Origin of the sequence: Streptomyces sp. NBC_00846 (assembly GCF_045207325.1) — a bacterium.
Lineage (GTDB): Bacteria > Actinomycetota > Actinomycetes > Streptomycetales > Streptomycetaceae > Streptomyces.
In genome coordinates this window covers 2,354,040-2,380,244 of the sequence record NZ_CP108846.1, presented here as the reverse complement: position 1 = coordinate 2,380,244, position 26,205 = coordinate 2,354,040, and the positions used below count along the sequence as shown (strand labels likewise).

The following is a 26,205-nucleotide window of genomic DNA, read 5'->3' as shown; positions in this document are numbered from 1 at the left end:
CTGAAGGAGTTCTGTCATGAAGACCGTCAACCACTGGATCGGTGGCAAGACCGTCGAGGGTGCGTCGGGCAACTACGGCCCGGTCACCGACCCGGCCACCGGCGCCGTCACCACCCAGGTCCCGCTCGCCTCCCTCGAAGAGGTCGACGCCGCGGTGGCCGCCGCCAAGGACGCCTACGCCACCTGGGGCACGTCCTCGCTGGCCACCCGTACCGCGGTCCTCTTCCGCTACCGCGCGCTGCTCGACGCCCACCGCGACGATATCGCCGCGCTGATCACCGCCGAGCACGGCAAGGTGCACTCGGACGCGCTGGGCGAGGTCGCCCGCGGTCTGGAGATCGTCGAGCTGGCGTGCGGCATCACGACCCAGCTGAAGGGCGAGCTGTCCACCCAGGTCTCCAGCCGGGTCGACGTCTCCTCGATCCGCCAGTCGCTCGGTGTCGTCGCCGGGATCACCCCGTTCAACTTCCCGGCCATGGTCCCGATGTGGATGTTCCCGCTGGCCATCGCCTGCGGAAACACCTTCGTGCTCAAGCCCAGCGAGAAGGACCCGTCGGCCGCCAACCTGCTGGCCGAGCTGGCCTCCGAGGCGGGTCTGCCGGACGGCGTGCTGAACGTTCTGCACGGCGACAAGGTCGCCGTCGACGGGCTGCTGAACCACCCCGACGTGGCCGCGGTCTCCTTCGTGGGCTCCACCCCGATCGCCCGGTACATCCACGCCACCGCCTCCGCCAACGGCAAGCGCGTCCAGGCGCTCGGCGGCGCGAAGAACCACATGCTGGTGCTGCCGGACGCGGACCTCGACGCCGCGGCCGACGCCGCCGTCTCCGCCGCGTACGGCTCCGCCGGTGAGCGCTGCATGGCGATCTCCGCGGTCGTCGCGGTCGGCTCCATCGCGGACGAGCTCGTCGCGAAGATCAAGGAGCGCGCCGAGAAGATCAAGATCGGCCCCGGCAACGACCCCACGTCCGAGATGGGCCCGCTGATCACCGCCGCCCACCGCGACAAGGTCGCCTCCTACGTCACGGGCGCGGCCGCCCAGGGCGCCGACGTCGTCCTCGACGGCACCGGCTACACGGTCGACGGCTTCGAGAACGGCCACTGGATCGGCCTCTCCCTCCTCGACAACGTGTCCACCGACTCGGACGCTTACAAGGACGAGATCTTCGGCCCGGTCCTGTGTGTCCTGCGCACCGAGACGTACGAGGAGGGCGTCGCCCTCATGAACGCCTCGCCGTTCGGCAACGGCACCGCGATCTTCACCCGTGACGGCGGCGCCGCCCGCCGCTTCCAGCTGGAGATCGAGGCCGGCATGGTCGGCGTCAACGTGCCGATCCCGGTGCCGGTCGGCTACCACTCCTTCGGTGGCTGGAAGGACTCGCTCTTCGGCGACCACCACATCTACGGCAACGACGGCGTGCACTTCTACACCCGGGGCAAGGTCGTCACCACCCGCTGGCCGGACCCGGCCGACGCCCCGTCGGGCGTGGACCTGGGCTTCCCCCGCAACCACTGATCCCTCATCCCGGCCGACGGCCCGTACGGACGCATCCCCCGTCCGTACGGGCCGTCGCCGTGTCCGTACGGGCCGTCGCCCCGCGCTCTCACATGCGCCGCAGCCCCGCGTACTGGACCGCGCCCATCGCCGCCACGACCAGCCCCTGGAACACGATCCAGCCGTTGCCGGCCGTCGTGGCGGTCAGCGCGTCCAGGACGACGGTCACGACACCGGCCACGGCCCAGGCCGCGTTCAGCGCGATGACGACGGTGACCGCGCCGCGGCTGATGTTCTGCTGCCGCGAGACGGTCAGCACCCACAGCGCGTACACCGTGAGGAAGACGCCCACCGCGTACTGGACGGGGAGCGGCACGCCGAGGAACGAGTCCAGGACGGTGGCGAGCGCGAGATAACCGATGCCGTTCGCGCCGGTGAGGATCACATCTGCCACGAGGGCAGCCCGGAGAAGGCCGTCGGAGCGGGCGGTGCCCGTCGCCGGGACCGTACTCGCGTTCTGGGACGACATCACTGGGTCCTCCTGTCGTTGTCATGCGGTCGCTCTGGTCATGCGAACGGTAAGGACGGGCCCGGCATCCGCTCAATTACCTCTGAGGTCATGGCCGCCCGGGGCGGGCCGGCGAGCGCGCCCGGCGGAGACCGTCGCAGGGCAGGCGATGGGCAGGCGATTCACCGCTCGCAGTCAATGCGGCGTGCTTATTTCGCATTACGGTGAGTTAATAGCCCGCTCTTTATGTGGCACAGACCACGTGACGCGCACCACTCTTGTGGCGATTTGGCGCATTTGCCGTGTGTAGTGGGCCACATGACGAGCGTCACTATGAAGCGGAATAGTAGAGGCTCGGTGCTGTCGTTCCGGCTGTCGTTTCCGGCTGCCATGGCGCATTGCTGGATCATTTCCGACGCCACATACGATTGCTTTTAGTAAAAGGCCATCATTGACCTGGATTTCCTCTTGGCATAACAATTCTTGGCATCACCCCACCGACGAAAGAGGAATTCCGAATGCAGATCACCTCGATGCCCAAGAAGTTCGCCCGTATGACCCGCACCAAGAAGGCTTCGCTGGGTATGCTCGCCGCCGGTGCGGCGATCATGGCCGGCACCGTCGCCGGCGCCCCGGGCGCCTCGGCCGCCACCCCGACCAAGGCCGCCGGCGGCAACGTGGACGTCTGGATCAAGCAGGCGCTGGAGGTCATGCGTGCGAAGGGCATCCCGGGCTCGTACGAAGGTATCCACCGCAACTTGATGCGTGAGTCCGCGGGCAACCCGAACGCCATCAACAACTGGGACTCCAACGCCGCCAAGGGCATCCCGTCCAAGGGGCTGCTCCAGGTCATCGACCCCACCTTCAGCGCGTACCACGTCGGCGGCACCTCCAAGAACATCTACGACCCCGTCGCCAACATCGCCGCTGCCTCCAACTACGCCGCGCACCGCTACGGTTCCATCGACAACGTCAACTCCGCCTACTGAGCGGGGCAGGGTATCCACGTCGCATGACCGTGCCAGGGGCGTCCCGGGCCGGGACCGAAGAGAAGCCGAAGAAAGGGAGCCTCGTGGCTCCCCTTCATCGGCTTCTTCGGTTTCTCCAGCCTCGTCGGGTTCCCTGGCTTCTGCTGTTTCTCCGGTCTCCTGGGATTCTTCGGCCGGTCCTCGGTGTCAACGCGCCGAGTCCGTCGACTCCGCCGAAAGCCGCTGCCAGGCGGGCGACGGCCGTAACTCGGTCGCCCCACCGGCCGGACCGGTGCTGTGATGGGGCCATGACCGCCCCGACCAGGCCGCAGCACGAGATCCGCGCCCAGCACACGGACACGACCATCACCGTTTACCAGGCGTACGCCCCGTCCATCGGGCTGCCCGCCGTGCGCGACGGGCGCTTCCCGGACGCCTGGAAGCGGGACCGCATGACATGGATCAAGCCGAGCTTCCTGTGGATGATGTACCGCTGCGGCTGGGCCACGAAGGAGGGGCAGGAGACCGTCCTGGCCGTCGAGATAGCCCGCGAGGGCTTCGACTGGGCGCTGGCCAACTCCGAACTCTCCCACTACGTACGGGGAGTTCATCCCGACCGCGGCACCTGGCAGCAGCGCCTGCGCCGGAGTCCGGCCCGCGTCCAGTGGGACCCCGAGCGCGACCTCCGTCTGAACCGGCTCACCTACCGCTCCCTGCAACTCGGCCTCTCCGGCGAGGCGGCGCGGCGGTACGCGGACGAGTGGGCGGTCTCGATCCGTGACGTCACCCCGCTCGCCCGGCGGATCCACGAACTGGTGTCGGCCGGACGGCTCGACGAAGCGGCGGAACTCCTGCCGCGGGAGACGCCGTATCCCGTGGGAACGTGACCCCGGGCCCTTCGGCCCCCTCAGCCTCTCGGCCCCCTCTGCCCCGAACCGGCCACCCCGCTGCTCCCGACTCGGGTAAAAGGGTTAATTACCCGATAATGATCATAAGGGGCATTACGGTGCGTTCGTGACTCACCATGCCATCCTCCTGGCGGCATCCGGCCTGAAGATCGACTGGGCCAAGATGCCGACGTACAACACGATCATGGCGGTGGCCGCCGGAGCCGGGCTGCTGCTCGTGGTGGCGCTGGGGCGCCTGCTCCTCGCTTCCGACCGCACCATCACCCCCGAAGGCTGGGTGCTGGCGTTCGGTGCCGTCGGCTTCACGCTTGTCACCACCGGCCTCCACATGACCCTGACCTGGCCGCTCGCCGGACAGGGCTTCCCGTTCGACAACATCATCTTCGGCGAACCGGCACTGGCCTTCGGCGTCTTCCTGCTTGCCGCATCCTGCTACCTCTGGAAACGTGGCGCCGAACTCAACAGCGCCGACCGCATCGTTCACTCGGCCCGGGTTGCCGCACCCATCTCCGTCTTCGTCTTCGGCCTCGGGCTCGCCTGCTTCGGGATCGCCGCCGCGGGCTGGAAGTACACCCTCTTCGCGGCACCGCCCGAGGAACCCATCTCCGGCGAGTTCGCGAAGTGGCCGATTCTGGAAGCGAGCTTCATGTCCGGGCTGTACGTCCTCGTGGGCATCGGCGCACTCCTGTTCCCGTTCGCCCTGCGCCGTCCCAGGAGTTGGCTGAGCCCGGTCATCGGAGTCGTCTGGGGCCTGGCCGGACTGGCGTTCCTGCTCTTCGGCGGGCTCAACTACTTCACCCACATCGGTCTCATCATCAACACCATGTGACCCGCGCGGAATCCCGGTGGGCCCGGCCCGGGTTCCTCGGCATACCGCGTACGGAGTACGGCGGGTGAGTGCCGTACGCCGAAAGGACGCCGGAGAGTTCCCCCCGGCGGCTGCCCGCACCCCGCGATGGTCCGCTTAGGGTCGGGAACCATGGAGACCCCTGATGCGCGCACGTCCCGGTGGCGGCGGCTGCTGCCCCGTATGCCCCGTAGCCGCGGCCGGTGGGCCGCGGGCCTCGTGGCGCTCGCCGTGCTGGCCGGTGCGGGTACCTGGACCGCCGCGGCCGACGACAGCGTGCCCGCAGTGCACCGCCAGGACCGGATGATGCGGATCGACGGGGTGTCCCTCGACACCTCGTACTTCACCACCGGGGGCGCGGAACGCCGGCCCGCCGTGCTGATCGGGCACGGATTCGGTGGCAGTAAGAACGATGTACGGGCGCAGGCAGAGCAGTTGGCCGGTGCCGGGTATGCCGTACTGACCTGGTCCGCCCGCGGGTTCGGGAAGTCGGGCGGGGAGATCTCGCTCAACGCCCCCGACCGCGAGGTCAAGGACGTGTCCCGGCTGATCGACTGGCTGGCGGACCGCCCCGAGGTGGAGCTCGACGCCAAGGGCGATCCCCGGGTCGGGGTCACCGGGGCCTCCTACGGCGGAGCCGTCTCGCTCCTCGCCGCCGGGTACGACAAGCGCGTCGACGCCATAGCGCCGCAGATCACCTACTGGAACCTGGCCGACGCACTGTTCCCCGACGGGGTCTTCAAGAAGCTCTGGGCCGGAATCTTCGTCACCACCGGCGGCGGCTGCCAGAAGTTCGAGAAGCAGCTCTGCGCGATGTACGAACGGGTCGCCGTCAGCGGGAAACCGGACGCCGCCGCGCGGGCGCTGCTCACCGAGCGTTCTCCGAGTGCCGTCGCCGACCGCATCAAGGTGCCCGCGCTCATCGTGCAGGGCCAGACCGATTCCCTCTTCCCGCTCGGCCAGGCCGACGCCATGGCCGAGGCGATCAGCGGCAACGGCGCACCGGTCGCCGTCGACTGGATCGCCGGCGGGCACGACGGCGGTGACATGGAGAGCGACCGGGTGCAGCAGCGGATCAACGGCTGGTTCGACCGGTATCTGAAGGGCGACAAGGGCGCCGACACCGGGCCCGGCTTCCGCGTCACCCGGACCGGAGGTATCGACTCCACCGACGGGGCCGCCCTCACGCGCGGTGCGAGCAGTGACACGTACCCCGGGCTGAGCAGCGGAAGAGAATCGATCAGCCTCGGCCACCGGACTCAGACGTTCCACAACCCCGCCGGGGCCAACCCGCCCGCCATCTCGGCCGTTCCAGGCGTCGGCGGCGGAATCTCCCGGCTGTCGTCCCTCGGTGTCGGCCTCTCGGTCGACTTCCCGGGGCAGTACGCCCGCTTCGACTCGGCGCCGCTGGACGCGTCCCTGCGCGTCACCGGTTCACCGACCGTGCGGGTCGACGTCGAAGCGCAGCGGGGCGACGCCGTGCTGTTCGGGAAGGTGTACGACGTCTCGCCGGACGGCAAGCAACAGGTGCTGCCTTCCCAACTGGTCGCACCCTTCCGGATCACCCCGGACCGGCAGGGCAAGGACGTGCGGCTGACCCTGCCCGCCATCGACCACCAATTCGACGCGGGACACCGGCTCCGTCTGGTCCTCTCCGCCACCGACCTCGGCTACGCCTCACCGGCCGAGCCGGCGACGTACACCGTGACTGCCGCAGGGCCGCTGACCGTCCCCACCGCCCCCGCGCTGAAGACCGCCCCGGCCACCCTGCCGTGGTGGACCTGGGGGCTCCCGGCCGCCGCTGTCGTGATCGCCGCCCTGCTGCTGCTCACCGCCCGCCGCCGAACCGCGACCCCCGCACCCGATCCGGCGCTCGCCGAGGTACCCCTCCAGATCACGGGGCTGTCGAAGAAGTACGCCAGGTCCACCGACAGATACGCCGTCAGAGAACTGTCCTTCCGGGTCGAGAAGGGGCAGGTGCTCGGGCTCCTCGGACCCAACGGCGCGGGCAAGACCACGACCCTGCGCATGCTGATGGGCCTCATCACGCCCGACGACGGCGAGATCCGCGTCTTCGGACAGGCCGTCCGGCCGGGCGCGCCCGTGCTGTCCCGCGTCGGCTCGTTCGTCGAAGGGGCGGGCTTCCTGCCGCACCTTTCCGGGCGCGCCAACCTGGAGCTGTACTGGCAGGCCACCGGACGGCCCGCCGAGGACGCCCACATCGAGGAGGCCCTGGAGATCGCCGGACTCGGTGACGCGCTGGCCCGCGCCGTGCGCACGTACTCGCAGGGCATGCGGCAACGGCTCGCCATCGCCCAGGCCATGCTCGGCATGCCGGACCTGCTCATCCTCGACGAACCGACCAACGGACTCGACCCGCCCCAGATCCGCGAGATGCGCGACGTGATGATCCGGTACGCGGCCGGCGGCCGGACCGTCATCGTCTCCAGCCACCTCCTGTCCGAGGTCGAACAGTCCTGCACCCACCTCGTGGTCATGGACCGTGGCCGACTCGTCCAGGCCGGCCCGGTCGCCGAGATCACCGGCTCCGGCGACATGCTGCTCGTCACCAGCGCGCGTGAACTGACCGAACCCCTCGTGGAGAAGATCGCCGCGCTGCCGGGGATCGGCTCGGCGGCCCGTACGGACGACGGCCGCGGCCTGCTCGTCCGGCTCGACGGCGCCACCTCGCCCGAGCTGATCACCGAACTCGTCCGGCTGGACGTTCCGTTGACCGGCGTCGGGCCACACCGCCGCCTGGAGGACGCGTTCCTCACCCTGATCTCCGGAGGCTCCGCATGAGTGCCGCAGTCGATGTCACGGAAGCCGCCGGGGCCCCCGGCTACCGCGCCCGGCACACCCTGCCGCTGCGCGTCGAGGCGGTACGCCAGCTGCGCAGGCGCCGCACGCTGCTCATGGGCGGGGTGCTGGCCGCGCTGCCGTTCATCCTGATCGCCGCGTTCGCGATCGGCGGCACACCGTCCTCGCGGGGCGGCGGCGACCGGCTCACCCTGATGGACACCGCGACCGCGTCCGCCGCGAACTTCGCCGCGACGTGCCTCTTCGTGTCCGCCGGGTTCCTGCTCGTCGTCCCGGTGGCGCTGTTCTGCGGGGACACCGTCGCCTCCGAGGCCAGTTGGTCCTCGCTGCGCTATCTGCTGGCGGCGCCGGTGCCACGGGCCAGGCTGCTGTGGAGCAAGCTCGTCGTGGCGCTCGGCTTCAGCCTGGCCGCGATGGTGCTGCTGCCGCTCGTCGCGCTGGCCGCGGGAGCCGCCGCGTACGGCTGGGGGCCGCTCGAACTCCCCACCGGCGGGGCGCTCGCGACCTCGGACACCGTGCCCCGGCTGGCGCTCGTCGTCGCGTTCGTCTTCGTCTCCCAACTGGTCACCGCCGGGCTGGCGTTCTGGCTGTCGACGAAGACCGACGCCCCGCTGGGCGCGGTCGGCGGGGCGGTCGGGCTGACCATCGTCGGCAATGTGCTGGACGCCGTCACCGCGCTCGGTTCCTGGCGCGAATTCCTGCCCGCACATTGGCAGTTCGCCTGGGCCGACGCGCTCCAGCCCGAACTGGAATGGGGCGGCATGGTGAAGGGCGCCGCGATCTCGGTGACCTATGCCCTGGTCCTGTTCGCCTTCGCCTTCCGGGGGTTCAGCCGTAAGGACATCGTGTCCTGAGCCCGACCTCCGACCCGTTCCCCGGCCTCCGTTGCCGCATCGAGATTCATCCGCAACGTCTTCGTCTGCTCCTCGGCGCCATCTCGCACGTCACAGTCACAAGTGCTGACACGACGACGTTGGGGGCTGGGGATGGAACGCCGGACAGGAAAGTACGGAGCGACGTACGTACGGACATGGCAAGCGGTACTCGGGGTGCTGCTGGCGGGCGGGGTGTTGCTCACCGGTTGCTCGGCCACGACGACCAAGGAGAGCTCCGCCATGGACCGCGGGGGTGCACCCGGCCCGGCCCCCGCGGCGGGCGGTGTCGTCGACGGCGACCGCGACGGCGCGAAGGGCGCGAAGAAGCAGGACGGGCTCCGGGAGTCCGCGCCGCCCGACTATCTGTCCACCTTCGCGCTGGACGTCGACACCGCCTCGTACGGATACGCGCGCCGCACCCTCGCCTACGGCACCCTGCCCGAGCCGACCACCGTGCGGCCCGAGGAGTTCGTCAACAGCTTCCGCCAGGGCTACCGGCGCCCGGCCGACAACGGCTTCACCGTGAACATTGACGGGGCCCACGCCGGGGCGGACGGCTGGTCGCTGGTGCGGGTCGGCCTGGCCACCCGGGCCGCCCCCGCCCGCGACGAGCGCCCGCCCGCCGCGCTCACCTTCGTCGTCGACATCTCCGGCTCGATGGCCGGAGCGGGCCGCCTCGACCTGGTGAAGAAGTCCCTGGGCATCCTCACCGACGAACTCCGCGACGACGACTCGGTCTCCCTGGTCACCTTCAGCGACAAGGCGAAGACGCTGCTGCCGATGACCCGGCTGCGGGACCACCGCGGCACGATCCGCGACCGGGTCGACTCCATGGAACCCACCGACTCCACCAACCTGGAGGCGGGCATCCGGCGCGGCTACGACGAGGCGGTCGACGGCCGCGTCGAGGGCGCCAACAACCGGGTCGTCCTGCTCTCCGACGCCCTCGCCAACACCGGCGCGACCGACGCCGAAGCCATCCTCGAACGCATCGGCTCCGCCCGCCGCGAGTACGGCATCACCCTCTTCGGCGTCGGCGTCGGCAGCGACTACGGCGACGCGCTGATGGAACAGCTCACCAACAAGGGCGACGGCCACACCACGTACATCGCCGACGAGACCCAGGCCCGAAAGGTCTTCGTCGACCAGTTGCCCGCACACCTCGAACTCACCGCGCGCGACGCCAAGGCCCAGGTCGCCTTCGACCCCGAGACCGTCAAGCAGTTCAAGCTGATCGGTTACGAGGACCGCAAGGTCGCCGACGAGGACTTCCGCAACGACCGCGTCGACGGTGGCGAGGTCGGGCCCGGTCACACGGTGACGGCGCTGTACGCCGTCCACCTCAAGGACGGCGCCGCCGGGCATGTGGCGACCGCGACCGTACGCTGGCTGGACCCGAAGACCCGGGCGCCGCACGAGCGGACGGGGTCGGTCGCGACGAACGCGATCGACGGCCCGTTGTGGGGCGGCGACAGCAAGCGGCTCCAAGTGACCGTGGTCGCCGCCTACTTCGCCGACGCGTTGCGCGGCAGCCGACTGCCGGGTGCGCCCGGCCTCACCGAACTCGCTAGTCGGGCCGAGAAGTTGGCATCGCAGACCGAGGACGATTCGGTACGGAAGCTGGCGACCGCGATCGGACAGGCGGACCGGCTCAAGGGCGGCGGGGACGACAACGGGACCGGGGGAGCGCCGGAGAGCGAGATCGACTGACGGGGCCGAGAGGCCGAGGGACCGAGGAGTCGGGGGGAGGGGCAACGGGGCGCCCCGCCCTGCGGTCCGTGCCCCGCCGTCCGTGTCCTGCGGCCCGCGCCCCACAGCCTGTGCCCCGTGCCCCGCCGCCCACCCTCCGCCACCGGGCCGCGCGATCCTGCGAAAGCCGGCTGTGCGGCCCGGCCGCCGACGCCATGATGTGCACCATGTCCTCTCTCCCCGCCCTGCTCCTCGCGCTCGGCGTCATCACGACCGGCCTCTACGCGGGCTTCCTGCTGACCTTCCTGACAGCGGTGATGCCCGGTATCGCCGCACTGCCGGACGAGCGGTTCGCGGCCGCGATGCGCCGCTTCAACGAGAAGGTGCCGGGGCGCCGAAGTGACGGACGATCGGATCAGGCCTCCGCCGGGATTCGGGGTGGAAGAACTGCGACAGTCCAGGGGGAACGCAACCCTCGGGCGACACCACTGGTCTGAGTCTGCAAAGTGCCGGTGCGGCGCATGGCCCTGCACTCCCGTACATCCCGGAAACCCGCCGAGTCCCGCACCGCCCCCTCATCGCTGATCGAACGAAGGAGCCCACGTGGCAATCCGCGCTCCAGGAATCACCGTGGTTCTCGCCATCACCGTGGCGACCGCCGTGATCACCTTCCCTGCCGCCGCCCAGGCGACGACGTCCGCCCCCGCGACAGCCTCCGCGACCCCCGCGCGGGCCGTGCCCGCCCCGACCCCGCGACGCGACGACTTCAACGGGGACGGCTACCCGGACCTGGCGTTCACCGCGCCCGGTGCCACCGTCGGGGGCAGGACCAAGGCCGGATACGTGGGTGTGGTGTACGGCTCCAAGAGCGGTCTGCAGCCCTCCACCAGGCAGGTCTTCACCCAGGACTCGCCCGGAATCCCGGACACCGCCGAGGCAGGTGACGCGTTCGGCAGCTCGATGGTCTCCGCCGATCTGGACCGGGACGGGTACAGCGACCTCGTGGTCGGCGCGCCGAAGGAAGCGATCGGCTCATTCAAGTCGGCCGGTTCGCTCACCGTCATCTGGGGCGGCGCGCACGGACTGTCGGGTGGCGCGACCCTCCTGACGGGCAATCAACTGTACGACGGGATCGGCGGCAAGGCCGCCGTCGGAGACTTCGACGGCGACGGAGCCATGGACGTCGTCACCCTCGGAATGAACGGCATGCACATCCTGTCCGGCCCGTTCGAGCGCGACGGCAGCGCGGCAGCCGTCAGGGTATTCCTCGACATGGACGATCTGCGGTACCTGGACCTCGCCGCGGGCGACTTCAACGGCGACGGCCGCGACGACCTGGCCGCCGTCGTCCACGACGACTACGAGCTCGACGCCCGGCGCATCCTGGTCCGTAACGGCGGTGCCACCGGCCTCAGCGAGAAGTACACCGTTGTCAAACGGGCGGACGGCTACCGCCTCCAGGGCGGCGAGACCGTCACGGCCGGCCACGTCAACGGTGACAAGTACGCCGACCTCGTCGTGGGCCGCACGATCGAGGGCTACGACAGCGATCTGGACTATCCGCTCGCCCTGGGCGGCATGATCACCTACGTACCGGGCAGCGCCACCGGCCCGCGGGGCGACCGGGCCAAGGTCTTCAACCAGGACAGCGCCGGTGTCCCTGGTGTCGCCGAAGTGCACGACGGATTCGGCGCGTCGCTGTCGATCGGTGACATGAACGGTGACGGCTACGGCGACATCGCCGTCGGCGTGCCCTACGAGGACCTCGGCACGACGAAGAACGCGGGTTCGGTCCTGGTCCTTCCCGGCACCGCGTCCGGCCCGACCGGGACGGGCACGGTGGGCTTCAACCAGGACACGGCGAACGTCCCCGGGGTGGCCGAGGCGAACGACAGGTTCGGCGCCGCCGTCAGGCTGGTCGACGCCAACCGCGACGGCCGCGCCGAACTGGCCGTCGGCGCCCCCGGCGAGAACACCGACGCAGGCTCCCTCTGGGTCTTCCCGGCCACGGCCTCCGGCGTGACGGCCAAGGGCTCGTTCGCGTTCGGCCACGGAACGCTGGGCACGGTGGGAACGAACGCACAGCTGGGTTCATCGTTCAACCGCTGACCCGTTCCGAATACCGGGGCAGGGGGGCAGGGCACGCGCCACCTGCGGCGTAGGAGAAGGCGAGGTGCTCGCCCTCGTGGCCCAGCGCGCCCGACCGTCCTCCCTGGCAGGTGGCGGAAGAAGTCCGGCTCCACGGCGACCGTGGAGCCGGAATGCTCAGGCTCATGGCGGAACGCCTCACGAAGACAAGGGTTGATTTGTCACGTTTCGGTCCTGCTGTGGCCCCACCGTAGCCGGGACCGGGTGGGGCGGGCGTTGGACCCATCGCATCTGTGATGGATGAGGCAGGCGGTGCCTCGCAGGTCGTGGACGCTCTCCGGATTCTGCGCGTTCTTCAGGCGGGGTACGCGTGGGTCTGCGTCGCCTTCACCGTCGCCCAGACCTCCGCACCCGGGTGCAGTTCGAGCTCGGCAGCGGCGACCGTGGTGAGATCGGCGGCGAGGGGGAGATCGCCGGTGAGGGCGGCGCGGATCCGGTCGCCGTGGGTCTCCAGGCCGGCGACCTCGCAGCGCCAGAGGTTGCGGGCGCTGGAGCCGGTGGGCCGGCTGCGGTGGAGGGTGACCGCGCTCGGGGGGAACGCCACGAAGACCGGTCCGGACAGGGCCTTTGTGGTGGTGATGGCGGGGCCGGTGTCGAGGCGGACCGTGTGGCCGTCCGAGTGACCTCCATAGAGGTTGAGGCCGACGAGCTGCGCGATGTAGTCCGTACGGGGATGACGGGCGATGTCGGACGGGCTGCCCTCCTGGACGACTTCGCCGTGCTCGACGACGACCAGGCGGTCGGCGAGGACCATGGCGTCGAGCGGGTCGTGCGTGACGAGTACGGCGACTGCTTCGAACTCGGCCAGGTGGCGCCGGAGTTGGGTACGGACCTCCAGGCGGGTACGGGCGTCGAGGGCGGCGAGGGGCTCGTCGAGGAGGAGCAGGCGTGGGTGGGTGGCGAGGGCGCGGGCGAGGGCGACGCGCTGCGCCTGGCCGCCGGAGAGCCGCCGAGGCTTGGCGCCGGCGTGATCCGTGAGACCCAGGCGGTCGAGCCAGTCCGCGGCCTGCGCACGTGCCTCCGCCTTGGTCGCCCCGTGGCAGCGCGGCCCGAACGCCACGTTGTCCAGGGCGGTCAGGTGGGGGAAGAGCAGATAGTCCTGGAAGACGACGCCGACCGGGCGGGACTCCGGCGGCGTACGCTCCAGCGTCGCGCCGTCCAGCCGTAGGTGACCGCCGGTGAGTGGTGTCAGGCCGGCGAGCGCGCGCAGGGCCGTGGTCTTGCCGGCGCCGTTCGGGCCGAGCAGGGCGACCACCTCGCCGGGCGCGACGGTCAGCGCCACGTCGAGGCGGAAGGCGCCGCGGTCCACCACGAGGCGGGCGTCGAGCCCGGCCGGGGCAGTGCCGGTGCGAAGGTCGTGAGTTCTGGTCATCCGGCGGTCATCCAACGGTCGCGCAGTCCGGCGAGCACCGCGATGGACACGGCCAGCAGCACCAGGCTGAGGGCGATCGCCGCCTCCGGGTCGCTCTGCAGGGCGAGGTAGACGGCGAGGGGCATGGTCTGGGTACGGCCGGGGAAGTTGCCGGCGAAGGTGATGGTCGCGCCGAACTCGCCGAGCGCGCGGGCCCACGCCAGGACCGCGCCGGCCGCGATGCCCGGCGCGATCAGCGGGAGCGTGACCCGGCGGAACGCGGTGAAGCGGGACGCGCCCAGGGTGGTCGCCGCCTCCTCGTAGCGTGGGTCGGCGGCCCGCAGGGTGCCCTCGACGCTGATGACGAGGAACGGCATCGCCACGAACGCCTCCGCGACCACGACCCCCGCCGTGGTGAACGGCAAGGTGATGCCGAACCAGGAGTCCAGCCACTGCCCGACGATGCCGTTGCGGCCGAGCGCCGTCAGCAGCGCCACGCCACCCACGACCGGCGGCAGGACGAGCGGGAGCGTGACGAGAGCGCGGACGAGGCCGCGTCCGGGGAACTCGACCCGGGCCAGCAGCCAGGCCAGCGGCACCCCGATGACCAGGCTCACCGCGGTCGCCGCCGTGGCGCAGACCAGGGACAGCCGGAGCGCCTGCCACACCTCGGCGCTGGTCAGCTGCTCGGGCATGCTGCGCCACGGGGCCCGTACGAGCAGGGCGATCAGCGGCACGATCAGGAACGCCAGGCCGATCAGTGCGGGCACGAGCAGCGGGAGCGGTACGCCGCGACCGCCACCCGCCCGGACACGCCGACGCCGCGGCCCACCCCCGAGGGCGCCGGGCGCGGCGTCGGACTTGACGGTCGAGGTCACGGCTTCAGGAACCCGGCCCCGGTCAGGACCTTCTGGCCCTCGGCGGACTGCACCAGAGCGATGAACGCCCTGGAGGCATCGGCGTTGGGGGCGTCCTTGAGCAGGGCGATCGGGTAGTCGTTGAGCGCGTCGGCCGACTCGGGGAACTCCACGCCCTGCACCTTGTCACCGGCCGCCTTCACATCGGTCCTGTACACGACCGCCGCGTCGGCCTCCTTCAGCTCGACCTTGGTCAGGGCGCTCTTGACGTCCTGCTCGTACGACACCGGAGTGAGCTTGAGGCTGCCGGCGTCGAGGGCCTTCTGGGCGGCGGCGCCGCACGGCACCTCCTTGTCGCAGAGCACGACCTTCAGGCTCGATCTGGTGAGGTCCTTGAGGGAGGAGATCTTGTCGGGGTTGCCCGGCAGGGTGGCGATCTCCAGCTGGTTGCGAACGAAGGTGGCGGGCGTGCCGGAGGCATCGCCCGCGTCGGTGACGATCTTCATCGTCTTGGGGCTGGCCGCGGCGAAGACGTCGGCCGGCGCGCCACCGGTGATGCTCGCGGCGAGAGAGTCGCTGCCGCCGAAGCTGAACGTCACCTTCGTACCCGGGTGTTGCTTCTCGAACTCCTTGCCCAGGGTCGTGAAGCTCTCCTTCAGCGAGGCCGCGGCGAACACGGTCACCGTGCCGGACAGCTTGTCCGACGAGGCGGCCGAGGCGGAGGAGTCCGACTTCACCGACGAGGAACCGTCGGACGAGGCGCAGGCGCTCAGGGCCAGCAGCGCGGCGGTGCCTGCACCGGTCATGTGCAGGGTCCGGCGTGCGGTACGGGATATCACGGGTCCACTCCCTCTGGTCCTGACGGACACATCTACGGTCTGTCGACGACCACGTTGGCCGACTTGATCACGGCAACCGCCGGAACGCCGGGCTCCAGCTTCAGTTCCTCAGCCGACTCGCGGCTGACCATCGCCACCACCCGGAACGGTCCGGCCTGGATTCCCACCTGCGCCGACACGTCTGTGAGGGGCACGTAGGTGACGATGCCGGAAAAGCGGTGACGGGCCGAGGAGCCGGTGGAATCCCGCTCCGCACGGTGCAACCGCCGGGCGTGGGCCGCGAGGGCCGGCCCGGGGATGATCCGGCGGCCGGTCCCGTCGCGTTCGGCGGTGGGTTTCCCGTCGTCGACCAGACGCCTCACGGTGTCGGCACTGACGCCGAGTAAGGCGGCCGCGTCCCCGATCCGGTAGGTGTGCATGCGCTGATCATACTGCCGCAGATGCGAGGGGAAAGTCTTCTGTGGCTTTGCATGAGCCGGATCTCTGATCTTCCGGGGTGGCATGTGCGTTTGTACGGGATGGGTGTCCGGGTAGAGGTGTTCGGGAGGTGGTAGCCCGTGAGTCAGTTCCCCGTAGTGGCGGACACGGTGGCGGGATTCGCCCTCGTCGGCGATCTGATCCGTCCGGCGCGCCTGACGGTGCCCGACCTGCTCGCCTGGCCGCAGCGCGAGGCCGACGTCAGTTTCGAGTGCGCCACCAGCGGCATCCGGCACCACCGCTTCACCGGGCCGCTCCTGCACGATGTCCTGTCGGGGGCCGGTCCCGTCTTCGACCCCGCTCGCCGCAAGGACCGCCTGCGTTTCCTGATCGCGGTGTTCGGCGCGGACGGCCACCATGTCCTGCTGTCCTGGGCGGAGATCGACCCCGACTTCGGCCGCGCGCCCGTACTGCTCGCCGCCACGATCGACGGCACTTCGCTCGACCGCGCCGGCGCGCAGCTCGTCCTGCCCCAGGACCGCTGCGGGGCCCGGCACATCAGCGGCATCAACGCGATTCGCGTGGACGGTGGCTACGCCCCGCGGGCGTGACACCGGGCAATACCCGTACGGCAACGCCGAAGAGCGGCCTGTGAGCCGGGCGGAACCCACGGGCGTCCTGATCGTCCGGCATGTGCCGCACGAGGGTCCGCCCCGAAGCGGACGCCTGCCTCGCCCATCGGCTGGGCAGCGAGGGGCCCACCTCTCGTTCGGATCAGGCCGGCGCGCGTGCCCCGGCACCGTGCCTCGCCGCGTTGTCGTCGGTCGCCGACGCACGAGCCGGACGTCCCGGATCATCCGCCGCGGACGGCGCTACGAGGGCCCGACTCTCGTGGGTGAGGCCAGGGGAGGCCACCGTTTCCCGGTCAGACGCGGTCGATGTGCACATTCGTCGACTTCACCCGGGCAGTGGCCTCCATCCCGACCTCCAGCCCCAGTTCCTCCACGGCCTCCCGCGTCAGCAGCGACACCAGCCGGTGCGGGCCGGCCTGGATCTCCACCTGGGCGGCGACATCACCGAGCTTCACCGCGGTGACGATCCCCGGGAAGGCATTGCGGACCGAGGTGTACGAAGCGTCCTCCTCACCGCCACCGCCCTTGGCCAGCTCCACGGAGAAGACGGCAAGGTCCTTGCCCTCGATGAGCCGCCGCCCGCCCTCGTCCCGATGGGTGACCACCCGGCCGGCGTCGGCCCAGCGCCGCGCGGTGTCGGGGCTCACACCGAGGAGCCGGGCGGCCTGGCCGATTGTGTAGAACTGCATACGCGCCAAGATAGGCCCATCCACGGACGCCCGCGCCCACCGCACCGGTCCGGCCGGGCCGGCGCATCCGCCGGTCTTGCGCCGCCTCTACGGCGCGCTCACCAACGTGCCTCCGACCAGCGAAAAGGCCCTCCGACGCGGAGGGCCTCATAAGGGTACGGACTGTGCCGTTGCGGTCAGGGGTGCCGTCACGACCTCTTCGTCCCGAACGCGATCACGGAGCCAAGTGACCTTGCGTGCCTGATGTTTGCCCGGGCCGGACTGACCTGCCCCAAGGCCTTTCCGCCAGCTTCCTGTGCAGGGCCGGGCTGTTGTGCTTGACGGGCAGTAACCAGAACGCTTCTACCGCCCCGGCGGCCGCGACGAACCGAGCGCTGGTGTGCTTGGCGTCCGCGGTCAGTACCGCCCCGGAGAGCCGCTCGGGTCCCAGCCGGGCGATCAGGTCGAGGGCTGCGGCGTTCTCGCTGCCACCTACGACCTGTGCCTGTCCGAGCACGCTCCCGTTCGCCCCGGTAGCGGCCACGACCTGGGTCAAGGGCATCGAGGACTGGCCCGTGGCCGCTGCGCGCATGGTCTTGCCGTCCACCGCCGCCTGTCGACCAGGCGAGGACCACCAAGACAGGACCCGGTCGAGCTCGGCGTCGTCGATCCTGGCCAGGACCCGGTCGAACGTCCACCTCGAAGGAGTCCCGGACCACCGCCTCCAGCCCAGGACCCGCAGCACCCGCTGGTCCAGGTCGGCGGACTGCTCGGCGATCTCCAGGCTCGTGCGCGCACCGGCGGTCACGGCCAGGACTGCCAGCGCGAGCACGAAAGGCAGCGGGTGGACCCGGCCGCGCCGGTCACGCGGGTCGGTCACCTGTGCCAGGACCTCCAGCAGCAGCCTCAGACGGTCTTCGTGCAGTTCCTCCTGAGTGTCCGGGGCCGCGGGCCCGGCCGGCAGAGGCCGACCGGGCCGCCGCGTGTCCGAGAGCCGGACAGGTGGCACCTGGGCAGGAGCGTTCACTTCTGCTTCGGCCCGGCCAGCTCCAGGCGGGGCCAGCCGGCCAGGTCGATGAGCATCTGCCGGTCGTGGGTGGCGACCACGACCGCGCAGGCCGTGGTGGTCAGTGCCTGGGTGAGCTCGTCGACCAGGGAGGCGGACAGGTGGTTGGTGAGCTCGTCGAGCATGAGCAGGTCGGGCTGCTCGGCCAGGCACATCGCCAGGTGCAGGCGCCGCTGCTGGCCCTGGGACATGCGTCCCACTGGGGTGCGCAGCGTGATTGCGTCCAGCAGGCCCAGCCCGCTGAGCGAGGGTGCATGCCCCTTCAGGCCGCGGGACTGGAGCCGGTCCACGTGCGCCTGGTAGGCCCGGTAGGCGGTGTGCTCCGGGTTCCCGGCGGGAACCTCCTGGGACAGCAGGACCACCCGCGCGTCGTGGTGGAGCTGCAGGCTGCCCCCGGTGGGGCGCACCTGCCCGGCCAGCACGCCCAAGAGTGTGGACTTGCCTGCCCCGTTCGGGCCGGTCAGCAGCAGCCGGTCACCACCGCTGATCGTCACCTCGACCGGCTGGCGCAGCCGTCCGGAGACTGTGAGGTCCTGCCCGTGCAGGACCTCACGTCCGGCCCGGGTGCGCAGGTCGGGCCAGGACAGGCTCCGGGGCGGCTCGGGCACGGTGATGCGGTGCCGCTCAAGGTCTTCCACGCGCCGGTTGAAGGCCTGCACGACCCCGGCGGCACGGGTGGCGCGCTGGTGCTTGCCGGTGCCCTTGTCCGGGCGCCAGCCGGTCTGCAAGCGCCCGCGGGCCTCCTCGGCGGCCCGGGTCAGCTGGGCGTGCTCGGCCTGCTGGGCGGCGTGCTCCTGCTCCCACCGCTCCCGCTCACGACGACGGCCCTCGACCCAGCCGTCGTACCCGCCCGCGTACAGGCGGGGCAGACCGTCCCGACTCGGGTCCAGGTCCAGGAAGGTCGTGGCGACCTCGCGCAGCAGCGCCCGGTCGTGGCTGACCACGGCCACGCCCCCGGGGTGCTCACGCAGCCTGCGTGCCAGGAAGTCCAGGGTGGCGGCGTCCAAGTGGTTGGTGGGCTCGTCCAGCAGCAGCAGATCGGTGCTCGAGCCCAGCACGACCGCCAGACGCACCCGGTAGCGCTGCCCGACCGACAAGGTCGCCAGGCGCCGGTCACGGTCGGTGCAGGCCCCCAGACCTTCCAGGGCGACGTCGACGCGCCGCTCGGCGTCCCAGGCGTCCAGCGCGGCGGCGACCTCCAAGGCCTGGGCGTAGGCGTCCTCCGCACCGGGATCACCCTGGGCAAGGGCCTCGGTCGCGCTCTCCAGCAGGTCCAGGGCGGTCAGGGAGTCCCCGACGGCTTCCTTGACCAGGTCACCGACGGTGCGCTCGTCCTCGACGTGCAGGGTCTGCTCGACCAGCGCCAGGGTCCCGGTACGCGAGACCGTGCCCGCGTCGGGCGTCAGAGTGCCGGCCAGCACGTGCAGCAGGGTCGTCTTGCCCCGTCCGTTCTCGCCGACGATGGCCAGACGAGAACCGGCCGAGACCGTCACGTCGGCGCCGGACAGGACCGTGCGCTCTCCCAGACGGACCACGACCCCCTCGGCGCGCACGTGCGCAGCAGCGCCGGCAGGAAGATCCCGAGGCAGGGCAGAAACAGGGGAAGAGGAAGTAGTACGAAGCATGCGTGTTCTCTCAGCTCGTCATGGAGCCGGGCAGCACGCGGGGCCGCCCGGCACAAGGCCAGGACGGCGGGCGAGAAATCAGTCGGGTTCGGCCGCCGTCAGCGGCAGAACCAGGGCTTCATACAGAAAGACATGCCCCGCAGTCTACGGACAGGCCCCGAGCAGGAGCGAGGGAATTAACCGGGGCGTGACCCACCTCATGTGCCCCCACGGATCTCCGGTCTGACGACGGCGCACCTTCCCGCCCCGGGAAGGTGCGCCGTCGTCAGACCGGGCGGGTCATCAAGCCTCGGGGTTCAGCATCGCTGCCGCGGTGGCCAGGTCGGTCTCGGCGCCGGTGGTCAGCGCGTACAGGGCGTACCCGATCGGGGAGGTGTCCCACAGGTGCTTCGCCTGGGCTGCCAGGCCGGGGTGGACGTTCCCGCCCGCCTGCTCGTACGTGGTGAGGGTGGCCTGCAGCATCTCCTCGCCTGCGGCGCCGTACTGGGCGGACAGGTCACGGGCGGGGTCGTCCACGCGGGCGGTGGTCCAGTCCAGGACCCCGGTGATCGTGCCCTCCTCGTCGAACAGCACGTGCGCGGGGTAGATCTCGCCGTGGGTCATCACGGTCTGCTCGGGCCAGCAGGTGTCGTCCTCGAGCCAGGCCTGCCAGGCCTCGGTCAGGGCGGGGGAGACAGCGAAGGCCTCGCTCACGCGGGCGACGTCGTCCCGCCACGCCTGACGTACCTGGGCCGGGGTGCGGACCTCGACGCCCGCGGCCTCGGCCTGCTCCGGGGTGATGGAGTGCAGACGGGCCAGCAGGCGCCCCAGGCGCTCGGCGTAGTCCGGGCTGGCAGGGTCCATGTGCCAGTTGGGCTCCCCGGCGTCGGTCAGGGTCAGGCCCGGGGCGCCGGGCAGGGCCGGGTAGGCGATCAGCTCGGGGGAGCGGACCTGCCAGTCGGGGACCGCGACGCCGTCCTCGGCCAGGACGGGGGCGACCAGGTCGAGAATGCGTGTCTCGGCGGCCATGCCCTCGGAGACGTCGGCGCGGCGCGGTACGCGCAGCACCCACCTCTGGTCGGTCGTGTCGGAGGCCATGACGACGCGGTAGTCCAGGCCCGCCTCGTTCACGGTGGCGTCCTGCGCGGACAGGCGCGGGCCGTGGGTGGCGGCCAGGGCGATGGCGTCATCGATCGTGTTCATGGGACCACGCTCTCACCTGCGCCTACGCCACTTCCAGCTTTTTTCCCCTCACCAGCCATGCCGCCGAGGGGCTGCTCCGGAGCGACACAGTGGTGCCGGAACTCCACCCCTGGAAGCTGGAACAGCGAGGCGTAGTTGACCAGCGCGTTGCGAATCCTGCTGGCCATCGCACCCCCGATTCCCTCGTCCTCGCCGCGCACAGTGACGGCTGCGGACGCGGGATCCCCGAGCATGAACCGGATGCGGGCGCCGGCAGCCGACTTTTCCTTGACGACCTGGTGGAATGCCGCCCCCTCGGTGAACCAGAACCCCGAGTAGACGAGTACCTCAAAGTGCCGTGAGGCTCGGGCGTAGAGCTGCGGCCAGAGGCGGTTCGGAACCACGGAGCGATGAGGGTAGAGCTTGATCAGCTCAGCATTCCCAGCCTCTGTGACCTGCGCTGATGTCCGCTCGTCTGGCCACAGGTAGGACATCTCGCACGGTGACAGCCGGACAGCGCCGGACCGTCCTCACAGCCTTCCGAGGCCGGTCCGGCGCTTACGCGCCCTCTACGGGCCCTTCTCTAGTGTGCGTCTGACCAGCGAAAAGGCCCTCCGGGTGGAGGACCCCAAAGTGGTGCGCGTTGTGCGCCCCCGGCAGGACTCGAACCTGCGGCCAAGCGCTTAGAAGGCGCCTGCTCTATCCACTGAGCTACGGGGGCCGGGTGGTGGCCTCGACCGGCCTGGGGCCCTGGGGCCTGGCCGGTCGGCGAGCTGCCGGGACAAGGATAGGGCTCCGATCGCCTCGTCCTGGTTGCTTCACCTGCGTGGCACGATGTGGAGGTTCGGTGAAGCGAACCGATAATCGCAGGTGGGTGGGGATCGTGCACCGTTTTTGACGCCTCGCGCCCCGGGTGTTGTGCACTCGTTATGCCTGCGCCCCACTCGTCCCCTCTGTCCCGACTCCCTTCCCAAGGCGAGAACCGGCGCGCAGAGGTGGCTATACGCTTCAAAAAGGCGCCAAAATTGGGCATTCTTCGCATGTGGTGACCTTGGACGTACGGCCTCAGCTCATCGACGCACTTTCCGCCCTGCGCGACCGTGTCGCTGCCGTGCGTTTTCCACTTCCGTTGCCGGGGGCCGCGCGGGCCCGTCAGACCCGGAGCGAGCTGCTCGCCCAGCTCGACGACTATCTGCTTCCCCGGCTCAGGGACCCCGAAGCGCCTCTGCTCGTGGTGATCGGCGGGTCCACCGGGGCCGGGAAGTCGACGCTCGTCAATTCGCTGGTGGGGCGGCTGGTCAGCGAGGCCGGGGTGCTGCGGCCGACCACCCGGACGCCGGTACTCGTCTGCCACCCCGATGATCACCACTGGTTCGCGGGGGGCCGCGTACTGCCGCAGCTCACCAGGGTCTGGCTGCCGCCCCAGGATTCCGGGGAACCCGGCCGGTGCGACGACCTCGACGGGCTCGACGGGAGCGAGGAGGAGGACGGGACCGCGCTGCGCGTCGAGACCGCGACCGGTCTGCCGCGCGGACTCGCGCTGCTCGACGCGCCCGACATCGACTCGCTCCTGGTGCGGAACCGGGTGCTGGCCGCCGAGTTGATCTGCGCCGCGGACGTGTGGGTGATGGTGACCACGGCGTCCCGGTACGCCGACGCGGTGCCGTGGCATCTGCTGCGTACCGCCAAGGAGTACGACGCCTCGCTCGTCACCGTCCTCGACCGGGTGCCGCACCAGGTGATCGCCGAGGTGTCGCGGCAGTACGGAGCGCTGCTCACCAAGGCGGGCCTCGGCGAGGTGCCGCGCTTCACCATTCCCGAGCTGCCCGAATCGGCCGGCGGCGGCAGCGGGCTGCTGCCCACCACCGCGGTCGCCCCGCTGCGGGCCTGGCTCAGCCACCGCGCCCAGGACCCGGCGGCCCGCCAGCAGGCGGTCGGGCGTACGGCGGCCGGGGTCATCGACTCGCTGAACGTACGGATGCCCGCGCTGGCCGGGGCCGTCGCGGCGCAGTACGCGGCGGCCGTGCGGCTGACCGGTGTCGTCGAGGACGCGTACCGCGCGGAGGGCGCCCGGGTCCGGCGGCGGCTGCGAAACGGCGGCGTGCTCGCCGGGGACGCCCGGACCCGGTGGCGCGGATACCCGCTGTACAGCACCTCCGAGGAACTCCTCGAAGCGCTGGTGGAGAGTCTCGCCGCACTCCTGCAGTGCGCCGTGGCCGCCGCCGACGAACAGATCCGCACGACCTGGCAGCGCGAACCCGCGGCCGGGGTGTTCGGCTTCGAGGACGTCGGCCGGGAGGCCGGCGGATGGGGACCCGCCGAGGACATCCGGGGCCGGATCAGCATGGCCGTACGGCGGTGGTGGCGGGTGCTGGAGGAACTGGCCGAGGAAGAGGTGCGCCGGCTCGAACGCAACGCCGCGCCCGACACCGAGACGGTGGCGGCGCTGCTGGCCGCCGCACTGCTCGGCGGCCGCCGCACCCGCGGCGCCGGAGAACAGCTCGCCGAACGGATCGGCGCCCAGGGCGCGCTGCGGCTGCGTGACAAGGGCGGCGAACTGCTCACCGACTGCCTCGACCGGGTGCTGGACGGTGAGCGCGACCGGCGGCTCGCACCGCTCGACGCACTCGACGTCGCCCCGGAGCCGCAGGCCGATCTCATCGCCGCTCTGTCCGTACTGCAGAAGGAGAGGTGGCAGCGATGACTGCCGTCATTGACGAAGGGACCGGCCGGGGCGAGAGTCCCGCACCTCACGAGGACAGCGACCACCCGGGCCGGACGCCCGACAGGCCGACGCGCGTGCCGGAGGCGGGCGGGGACTGGAACGACGGGCTCATCGCCCGGCGTGCCGCCGCCATGAAGGCGGGTCCCGGGCCCGGGACCGCGGACGACGACGTACGTACGCCCCAGGTCGAGGCGTACGTACCGTACGGTGGTCCGCTCCGGCCGCGGCTCGACGCGCTGCGTGAACTCGTCGGGCTGTCCAGGGCCAGGCTCGACGGGGTCACCCTCGCCGAAGCAGGACGTGTGCTCGACGAAGCGGCGGCCCGTCGGCGGCTCTCCTCCCGGCACACCGTCGTCGCCATCGCCGGAGCGACCGGCAGCGGAAAGTCGGCCCTCTTCAACTCTCTCGCGGGCGTCCAGATCTCCGAGACCGGGCTGCGCAGGCCGACGACCGCCGCTCCCATCGCCTGCTCCTGGACCGACGGGGCCGCCGGACTCCTGGACCGGCTCGCCATTCCCGGACGGCTCAGGCGCAGGCCGCAACAGGGCGGCACGGACGCCGACGAGGCGCTCCAGGGCCTTGTCCTCGTCGACCTGCCCGACCACGACTCGGCGGCGCCCGGACACCGTGAGCAGGTCGACCGGGTGCTCGCGCTGGTCGATGCGGTGATCTGGGTCGTCGACCCGGAGAAGTACGCGGACGCGGCCCTGCACGAGCGCTACCTGCGGCCGCTCGCCGGGCATGCCGAGATCACCTTCGTCGTCCTCAACCAGATCGACCGGCTGCCCGGCGACGCCGCCGACCAGGTCCTGGACGATCTGCGCCGGCTGCTCGACGAGGACGGCATGGCGCTCGGCGAGCATGGCGAACCGGGCGCCACCGTCATGTCCTTGTCCGCGCTCACCGGCGACGGCGTGGGCGAACTGCGCGAGGTGCTCGGCCGCTTCGTCCAGGAGCGCACGGCCGCCGCACGCAGGCTCTCCGCGGACGTGGACGCCGCCGCGGCCAGGCTGCGTCCGGTGTACGTCGCCGAGGGGCGCCCCGGTCTGGGCGAACGCGCCCGAGAGGAGTTCGCCGACCGGCTCGCGGAAGCGGTCGGAGCGGCCGCTGCCGGCCAGGCCGCCGAGCGCGAGTGGTGCAGGAACGCCGGACGGGCGTGCCGCACGCCATGGCTGCGACTGTGGCGCTGGTACGAGTCCGCCCGGCGGCCGGGAAGCCTGGAGTGCCCCGCGCTGCCCGCGCCCGTCGAGGAGGAGCTGACCGCGCGGCAACACGTCGAACAGGCGGTACGGACCGTGGCGGACGAGGCCGCCGACGGGCTGCCCGGTCCCTGGGCGCAGGCCGTCCGGGAGGCCGCGGTGAACGGTGCGGACGGGCTGCCGGAGGCGCTCGACGAACTGGTGGAGAAGGCCGGCAGGGACGATGGACGGGAGCGGCCGGCGAGCTCCTCCCCGGGCGGCGGTACGGGCGGTTCCGGCGGCGGCGCGGCGCAGGGTGGGATCGGTCCGGGGGGTTCGACGGTGAGGGCGACGGGGGTGGCCGGGGCCTCCGGCGTGGTGCACAGCGGTCGCGTGGGCGGGAAGCCACCGCGGCCCAGGTGGTGGCCCGCCGCGGTGCTGGCGCAGGCGTCGATGACGCTGCTGCAGATCTTCGGCGGTTTCTGGCTGGTCGGCCAGATCGTCGGCCTGCTCGAACCGGGATTCCTCACGCCCGCCCTGGTGATGCTGGCCGGGGTCGTCGGCGGGCCGTTGGTGGAGTGGTCGTGTGCGGCCGCGGCGCGGGGACCGGCGCGACGGCACGGGCAGGAGGCCGAGCGGCAGTTGCGCGAGGCGGCGGCGGCCTGCGGCCGGGCGCGGGTGCTCGATCCGGTGGCGGCGGAGCTCGTGCGGTACCGCGAAGTGCGGGAGCGGTACGTGGCGGTGACGGAGTTTTCCACAACTGTCCGGTAGTCCACAGGCGTCAGCGGGAATTCCGCCTCCCCTTCAACCTGGGATCTGTGACCGCGCGGGTGCGGGCACGGGAATCGCAGTCCGAAGGGGAGGCGGAGTCATGAACGACACCTTGGTGACACTGGTGGGCAACGCGGCGACGGGCGTGGAATTCAGGGAGACCGCGACCGGCGGAATGGCGCGATTCCGGTTCGCGGTGACGCCGCGCCGATGGGACCGCGAGAAACAGTTCTGGACGGACGGACACACCAGTTTCTACACGGTGTGGGCCTGGCGGTCTCTGGCGACGAATCTGTCCGGTTCCGTCTCCATCGGAGAACCGCTGGTCGTGCACGGCAGGTTGAAGGTGCGCGAGGAGGAACGGGAAGGCCTGCGCAGGACGTTCGTGGACATCGAGGCGGTTGCGGTGGGACACGATCTGACCCGGGGGACGGCGGCGTTCCGGCGCGTGACGAAGGGCGATCCGAGGTCGGCGGCACGGGCGGGGAGCGTGGACCGGGGAGTTGACGCAGGCGGCACGTCACCGGGCTCGGATGAGCCGGACTGGTCGGGCGGGCCGACGCGGCCGAGTGGGCCTGGGCGGTCGGACGGGCGAGACGAACGGACCGACCGGGTTGAGCCGTCGGCCGAGCGGGGTGAACAGGGGGAAGAGGACGA

General features: G+C 71.1%; 20 protein-coding genes, 1 tRNA gene and 3 pseudogenes. 13 read left to right on the top strand and 11 right to left on the bottom strand.

Annotated features, from left to right (window positions below):
- The first annotated feature begins 16 nt into the window (after positions 1 to 16).
- On the top strand, positions 17 to 1,516 hold the full coding sequence (locus tag OG936_RS10955; RefSeq protein ID WP_406494228.1) for a CoA-acylating methylmalonate-semialdehyde dehydrogenase: 1,500 nt from the start codon (positions 17 to 19) through the stop codon (positions 1,514 to 1,516).
- A gap of 88 nt (positions 1,517 to 1,604) precedes the next feature.
- On the opposite strand, the gene OG936_RS10950 is transcribed toward OG936_RS10955, so the two are convergent.
- Entirely contained in the window at positions 1,605 to 2,024 is a 420-nt protein-coding gene (locus OG936_RS10950; protein ID WP_383756022.1) for a hypothetical protein, read from the bottom strand.
- A gap of 497 nt (positions 2,025 to 2,521) precedes the next feature.
- On the opposite strand from OG936_RS10950, the gene OG936_RS10945 reads away from it, so the two are divergent.
- The 8 genes and pseudogenes from OG936_RS10945 (at position 2,522) to OG936_RS10910 (ending at position 12,219) form a co-directional block, all read left to right on the top strand.
- Positions 2,522 to 2,992, top strand: a complete 471-nt coding sequence (locus OG936_RS10945; protein ID WP_406494226.1) for a transglycosylase SLT domain-containing protein — start codon at positions 2,522 to 2,524, stop codon at positions 2,990 to 2,992.
- A 287-nt stretch (positions 2,993 to 3,279) separates the two neighbouring features.
- Positions 3,280 to 3,858: a DUF4291 domain-containing protein gene (locus tag OG936_RS10940; protein ID WP_406494224.1), complete on the top strand. Its 579-nt coding sequence runs from the start codon at positions 3,280 to 3,282 to the stop codon at positions 3,856 to 3,858.
- Positions 3,859 to 4,042: 184 nt separating this feature from the next.
- Positions 4,043 to 4,708: a DUF981 family protein gene (locus tag OG936_RS10935; RefSeq protein ID WP_406500397.1), complete on the top strand. Its 666-nt coding sequence runs from the start codon at positions 4,043 to 4,045 to the stop codon at positions 4,706 to 4,708.
- 150 nt (positions 4,709 to 4,858) lie between these two features.
- Positions 4,859 to 7,528: an alpha/beta fold hydrolase gene (locus OG936_RS10930; protein WP_406494222.1), complete on the top strand. Its 2,670-nt coding sequence runs from the start codon at positions 4,859 to 4,861 to the stop codon at positions 7,526 to 7,528.
- A complete protein-coding gene (locus tag OG936_RS10925) occupies positions 7,525 to 8,400 on the top strand; it encodes an ABC transporter permease (protein ID WP_266746260.1) in 876 nt (291 codons plus the stop codon). Before OG936_RS10930 ends, OG936_RS10925 begins: the two co-directional genes overlap by 4 nt.
- A gap of 132 nt (positions 8,401 to 8,532) precedes the next feature.
- Positions 8,533 to 10,131 carry a vWA domain-containing protein gene (locus OG936_RS10920; RefSeq protein WP_406494220.1) on the top strand — a complete coding sequence of 533 codons (1,599 nt, stop codon included), beginning with the start codon at positions 8,533 to 8,535 and terminating at the stop codon, positions 10,129 to 10,131.
- Positions 10,132 to 10,337: 206 nt separating this feature from the next.
- Positions 10,338 to 10,502, top strand: a pseudogene (locus OG936_RS10915) (DUF1772 domain-containing protein); the annotation flags it as partial.
- 211 nt (positions 10,503 to 10,713) lie between these two features.
- Positions 10,714 to 12,219: an FG-GAP and VCBS repeat-containing protein gene (locus tag OG936_RS10910; protein WP_406494218.1), complete on the top strand. Its 1,506-nt coding sequence runs from the start codon at positions 10,714 to 10,716 to the stop codon at positions 12,217 to 12,219.
- Between the two features lie 334 nt (positions 12,220 to 12,553).
- On the opposite strand, the gene OG936_RS10905 is transcribed toward OG936_RS10910, so the two are convergent.
- The 4 genes from OG936_RS10905 to OG936_RS10890 form a co-directional block, all read right to left on the bottom strand.
- Positions 12,554 to 13,630 (bottom strand): ABC transporter ATP-binding protein, encoded by a 1,077-nt coding sequence (locus tag OG936_RS10905; protein WP_406494216.1) that lies wholly within the window; start codon positions 13,628 to 13,630, stop codon positions 12,554 to 12,556.
- Positions 13,627 to 14,487 carry a molybdate ABC transporter permease subunit gene (gene modB, locus OG936_RS10900; protein ID WP_406494215.1) on the bottom strand — a complete coding sequence of 287 codons (861 nt, stop codon included), beginning with the start codon at positions 14,485 to 14,487 and terminating at the stop codon, positions 13,627 to 13,629. Before modB ends, OG936_RS10905 begins: the two co-directional genes overlap by 4 nt.
- A complete protein-coding gene (gene modA, locus OG936_RS10895) occupies positions 14,484 to 15,272 on the bottom strand; it encodes a molybdate ABC transporter substrate-binding protein (protein ID WP_406500395.1) in 789 nt (262 codons plus the stop codon). Before modA ends, modB begins: the two co-directional genes overlap by 4 nt.
- A 65-nt stretch (positions 15,273 to 15,337) precedes the next feature.
- A complete protein-coding gene (locus OG936_RS10890; protein WP_406494213.1) occupies positions 15,338 to 15,724 on the bottom strand; it encodes a molybdopterin-binding protein in 387 nt (128 codons plus the stop codon).
- A gap of 138 nt (positions 15,725 to 15,862) precedes the next feature.
- On the opposite strand from OG936_RS10890, the gene OG936_RS10885 reads away from it, so the two are divergent.
- Positions 15,863 to 16,333 (top strand): hypothetical protein, encoded by a 471-nt coding sequence (locus OG936_RS10885; protein WP_406494212.1) that lies wholly within the window; start codon positions 15,863 to 15,865, stop codon positions 16,331 to 16,333.
- Between the two features lie 314 nt (positions 16,334 to 16,647).
- Here the strand turns inward: OG936_RS10885 and OG936_RS10880 are convergent, their stop codons facing one another.
- The 6 genes and pseudogenes from OG936_RS10880 to OG936_RS10855 form a co-directional block, all read right to left on the bottom strand.
- The gene (locus OG936_RS10880; RefSeq protein WP_266746251.1) at positions 16,648 to 17,043 is read right to left on the bottom strand and encodes a molybdopterin-binding protein; all 396 of its coding nucleotides are present in this window, start codon (positions 17,041 to 17,043) and stop codon (positions 16,648 to 16,650) included.
- 214 nt (positions 17,044 to 17,257) lie between these two features.
- A complete protein-coding gene (locus OG936_RS10875; protein ID WP_406500394.1) occupies positions 17,258 to 18,031 on the bottom strand; it encodes an ISAs1 family transposase in 774 nt (257 codons plus the stop codon).
- Between the two features lie 14 nt (positions 18,032 to 18,045).
- Entirely contained in the window at positions 18,046 to 19,641 is a 1,596-nt protein-coding gene (locus OG936_RS10870) for an ABC-F family ATP-binding cassette domain-containing protein (RefSeq protein WP_406494210.1), read from the bottom strand.
- A 354-nt stretch (positions 19,642 to 19,995) separates the two neighbouring features.
- Positions 19,996 to 20,895: a macrolide 2'-phosphotransferase gene (locus tag OG936_RS10865; RefSeq protein WP_406494208.1), complete on the bottom strand. Its 900-nt coding sequence runs from the start codon at positions 20,893 to 20,895 to the stop codon at positions 19,996 to 19,998.
- Between the two features lie 89 nt (positions 20,896 to 20,984).
- Positions 20,985 to 21,374, bottom strand: a pseudogene (locus tag OG936_RS10860) (XRE family transcriptional regulator); the annotation flags it as partial.
- Between the two features lie 148 nt (positions 21,375 to 21,522).
- Positions 21,523 to 21,595 (bottom strand) — tRNA-Arg (locus OG936_RS10855).
- A gap of 330 nt (positions 21,596 to 21,925) precedes the next feature.
- Here OG936_RS10855 and OG936_RS10850 point away from each other — a divergent pair.
- From OG936_RS10850 to OG936_RS10840, 3 genes and pseudogenes are all read left to right on the top strand, one after another.
- The gene (locus tag OG936_RS10850) at positions 21,926 to 23,578 is read left to right on the top strand and encodes an ATP-binding protein (RefSeq protein WP_406500393.1); all 1,653 of its coding nucleotides are present in this window, start codon (positions 21,926 to 21,928) and stop codon (positions 23,576 to 23,578) included.
- Complete coding sequence (locus tag OG936_RS10845) at positions 23,575 to 25,548, top strand: GTPase (protein WP_406494206.1); 1,974 nt, start codon at positions 23,575 to 23,577, stop codon at positions 25,546 to 25,548. The genes OG936_RS10850 and OG936_RS10845 overlap by 4 nt, the downstream gene beginning before the upstream one ends.
- A 100-nt stretch (positions 25,549 to 25,648) precedes the next feature.
- Positions 25,649 to 26,050, top strand: a pseudogene (locus tag OG936_RS10840) (single-stranded DNA-binding protein); the annotation flags it as partial.
- Positions 26,051 to 26,205: the final 155 nt, after the last annotated feature.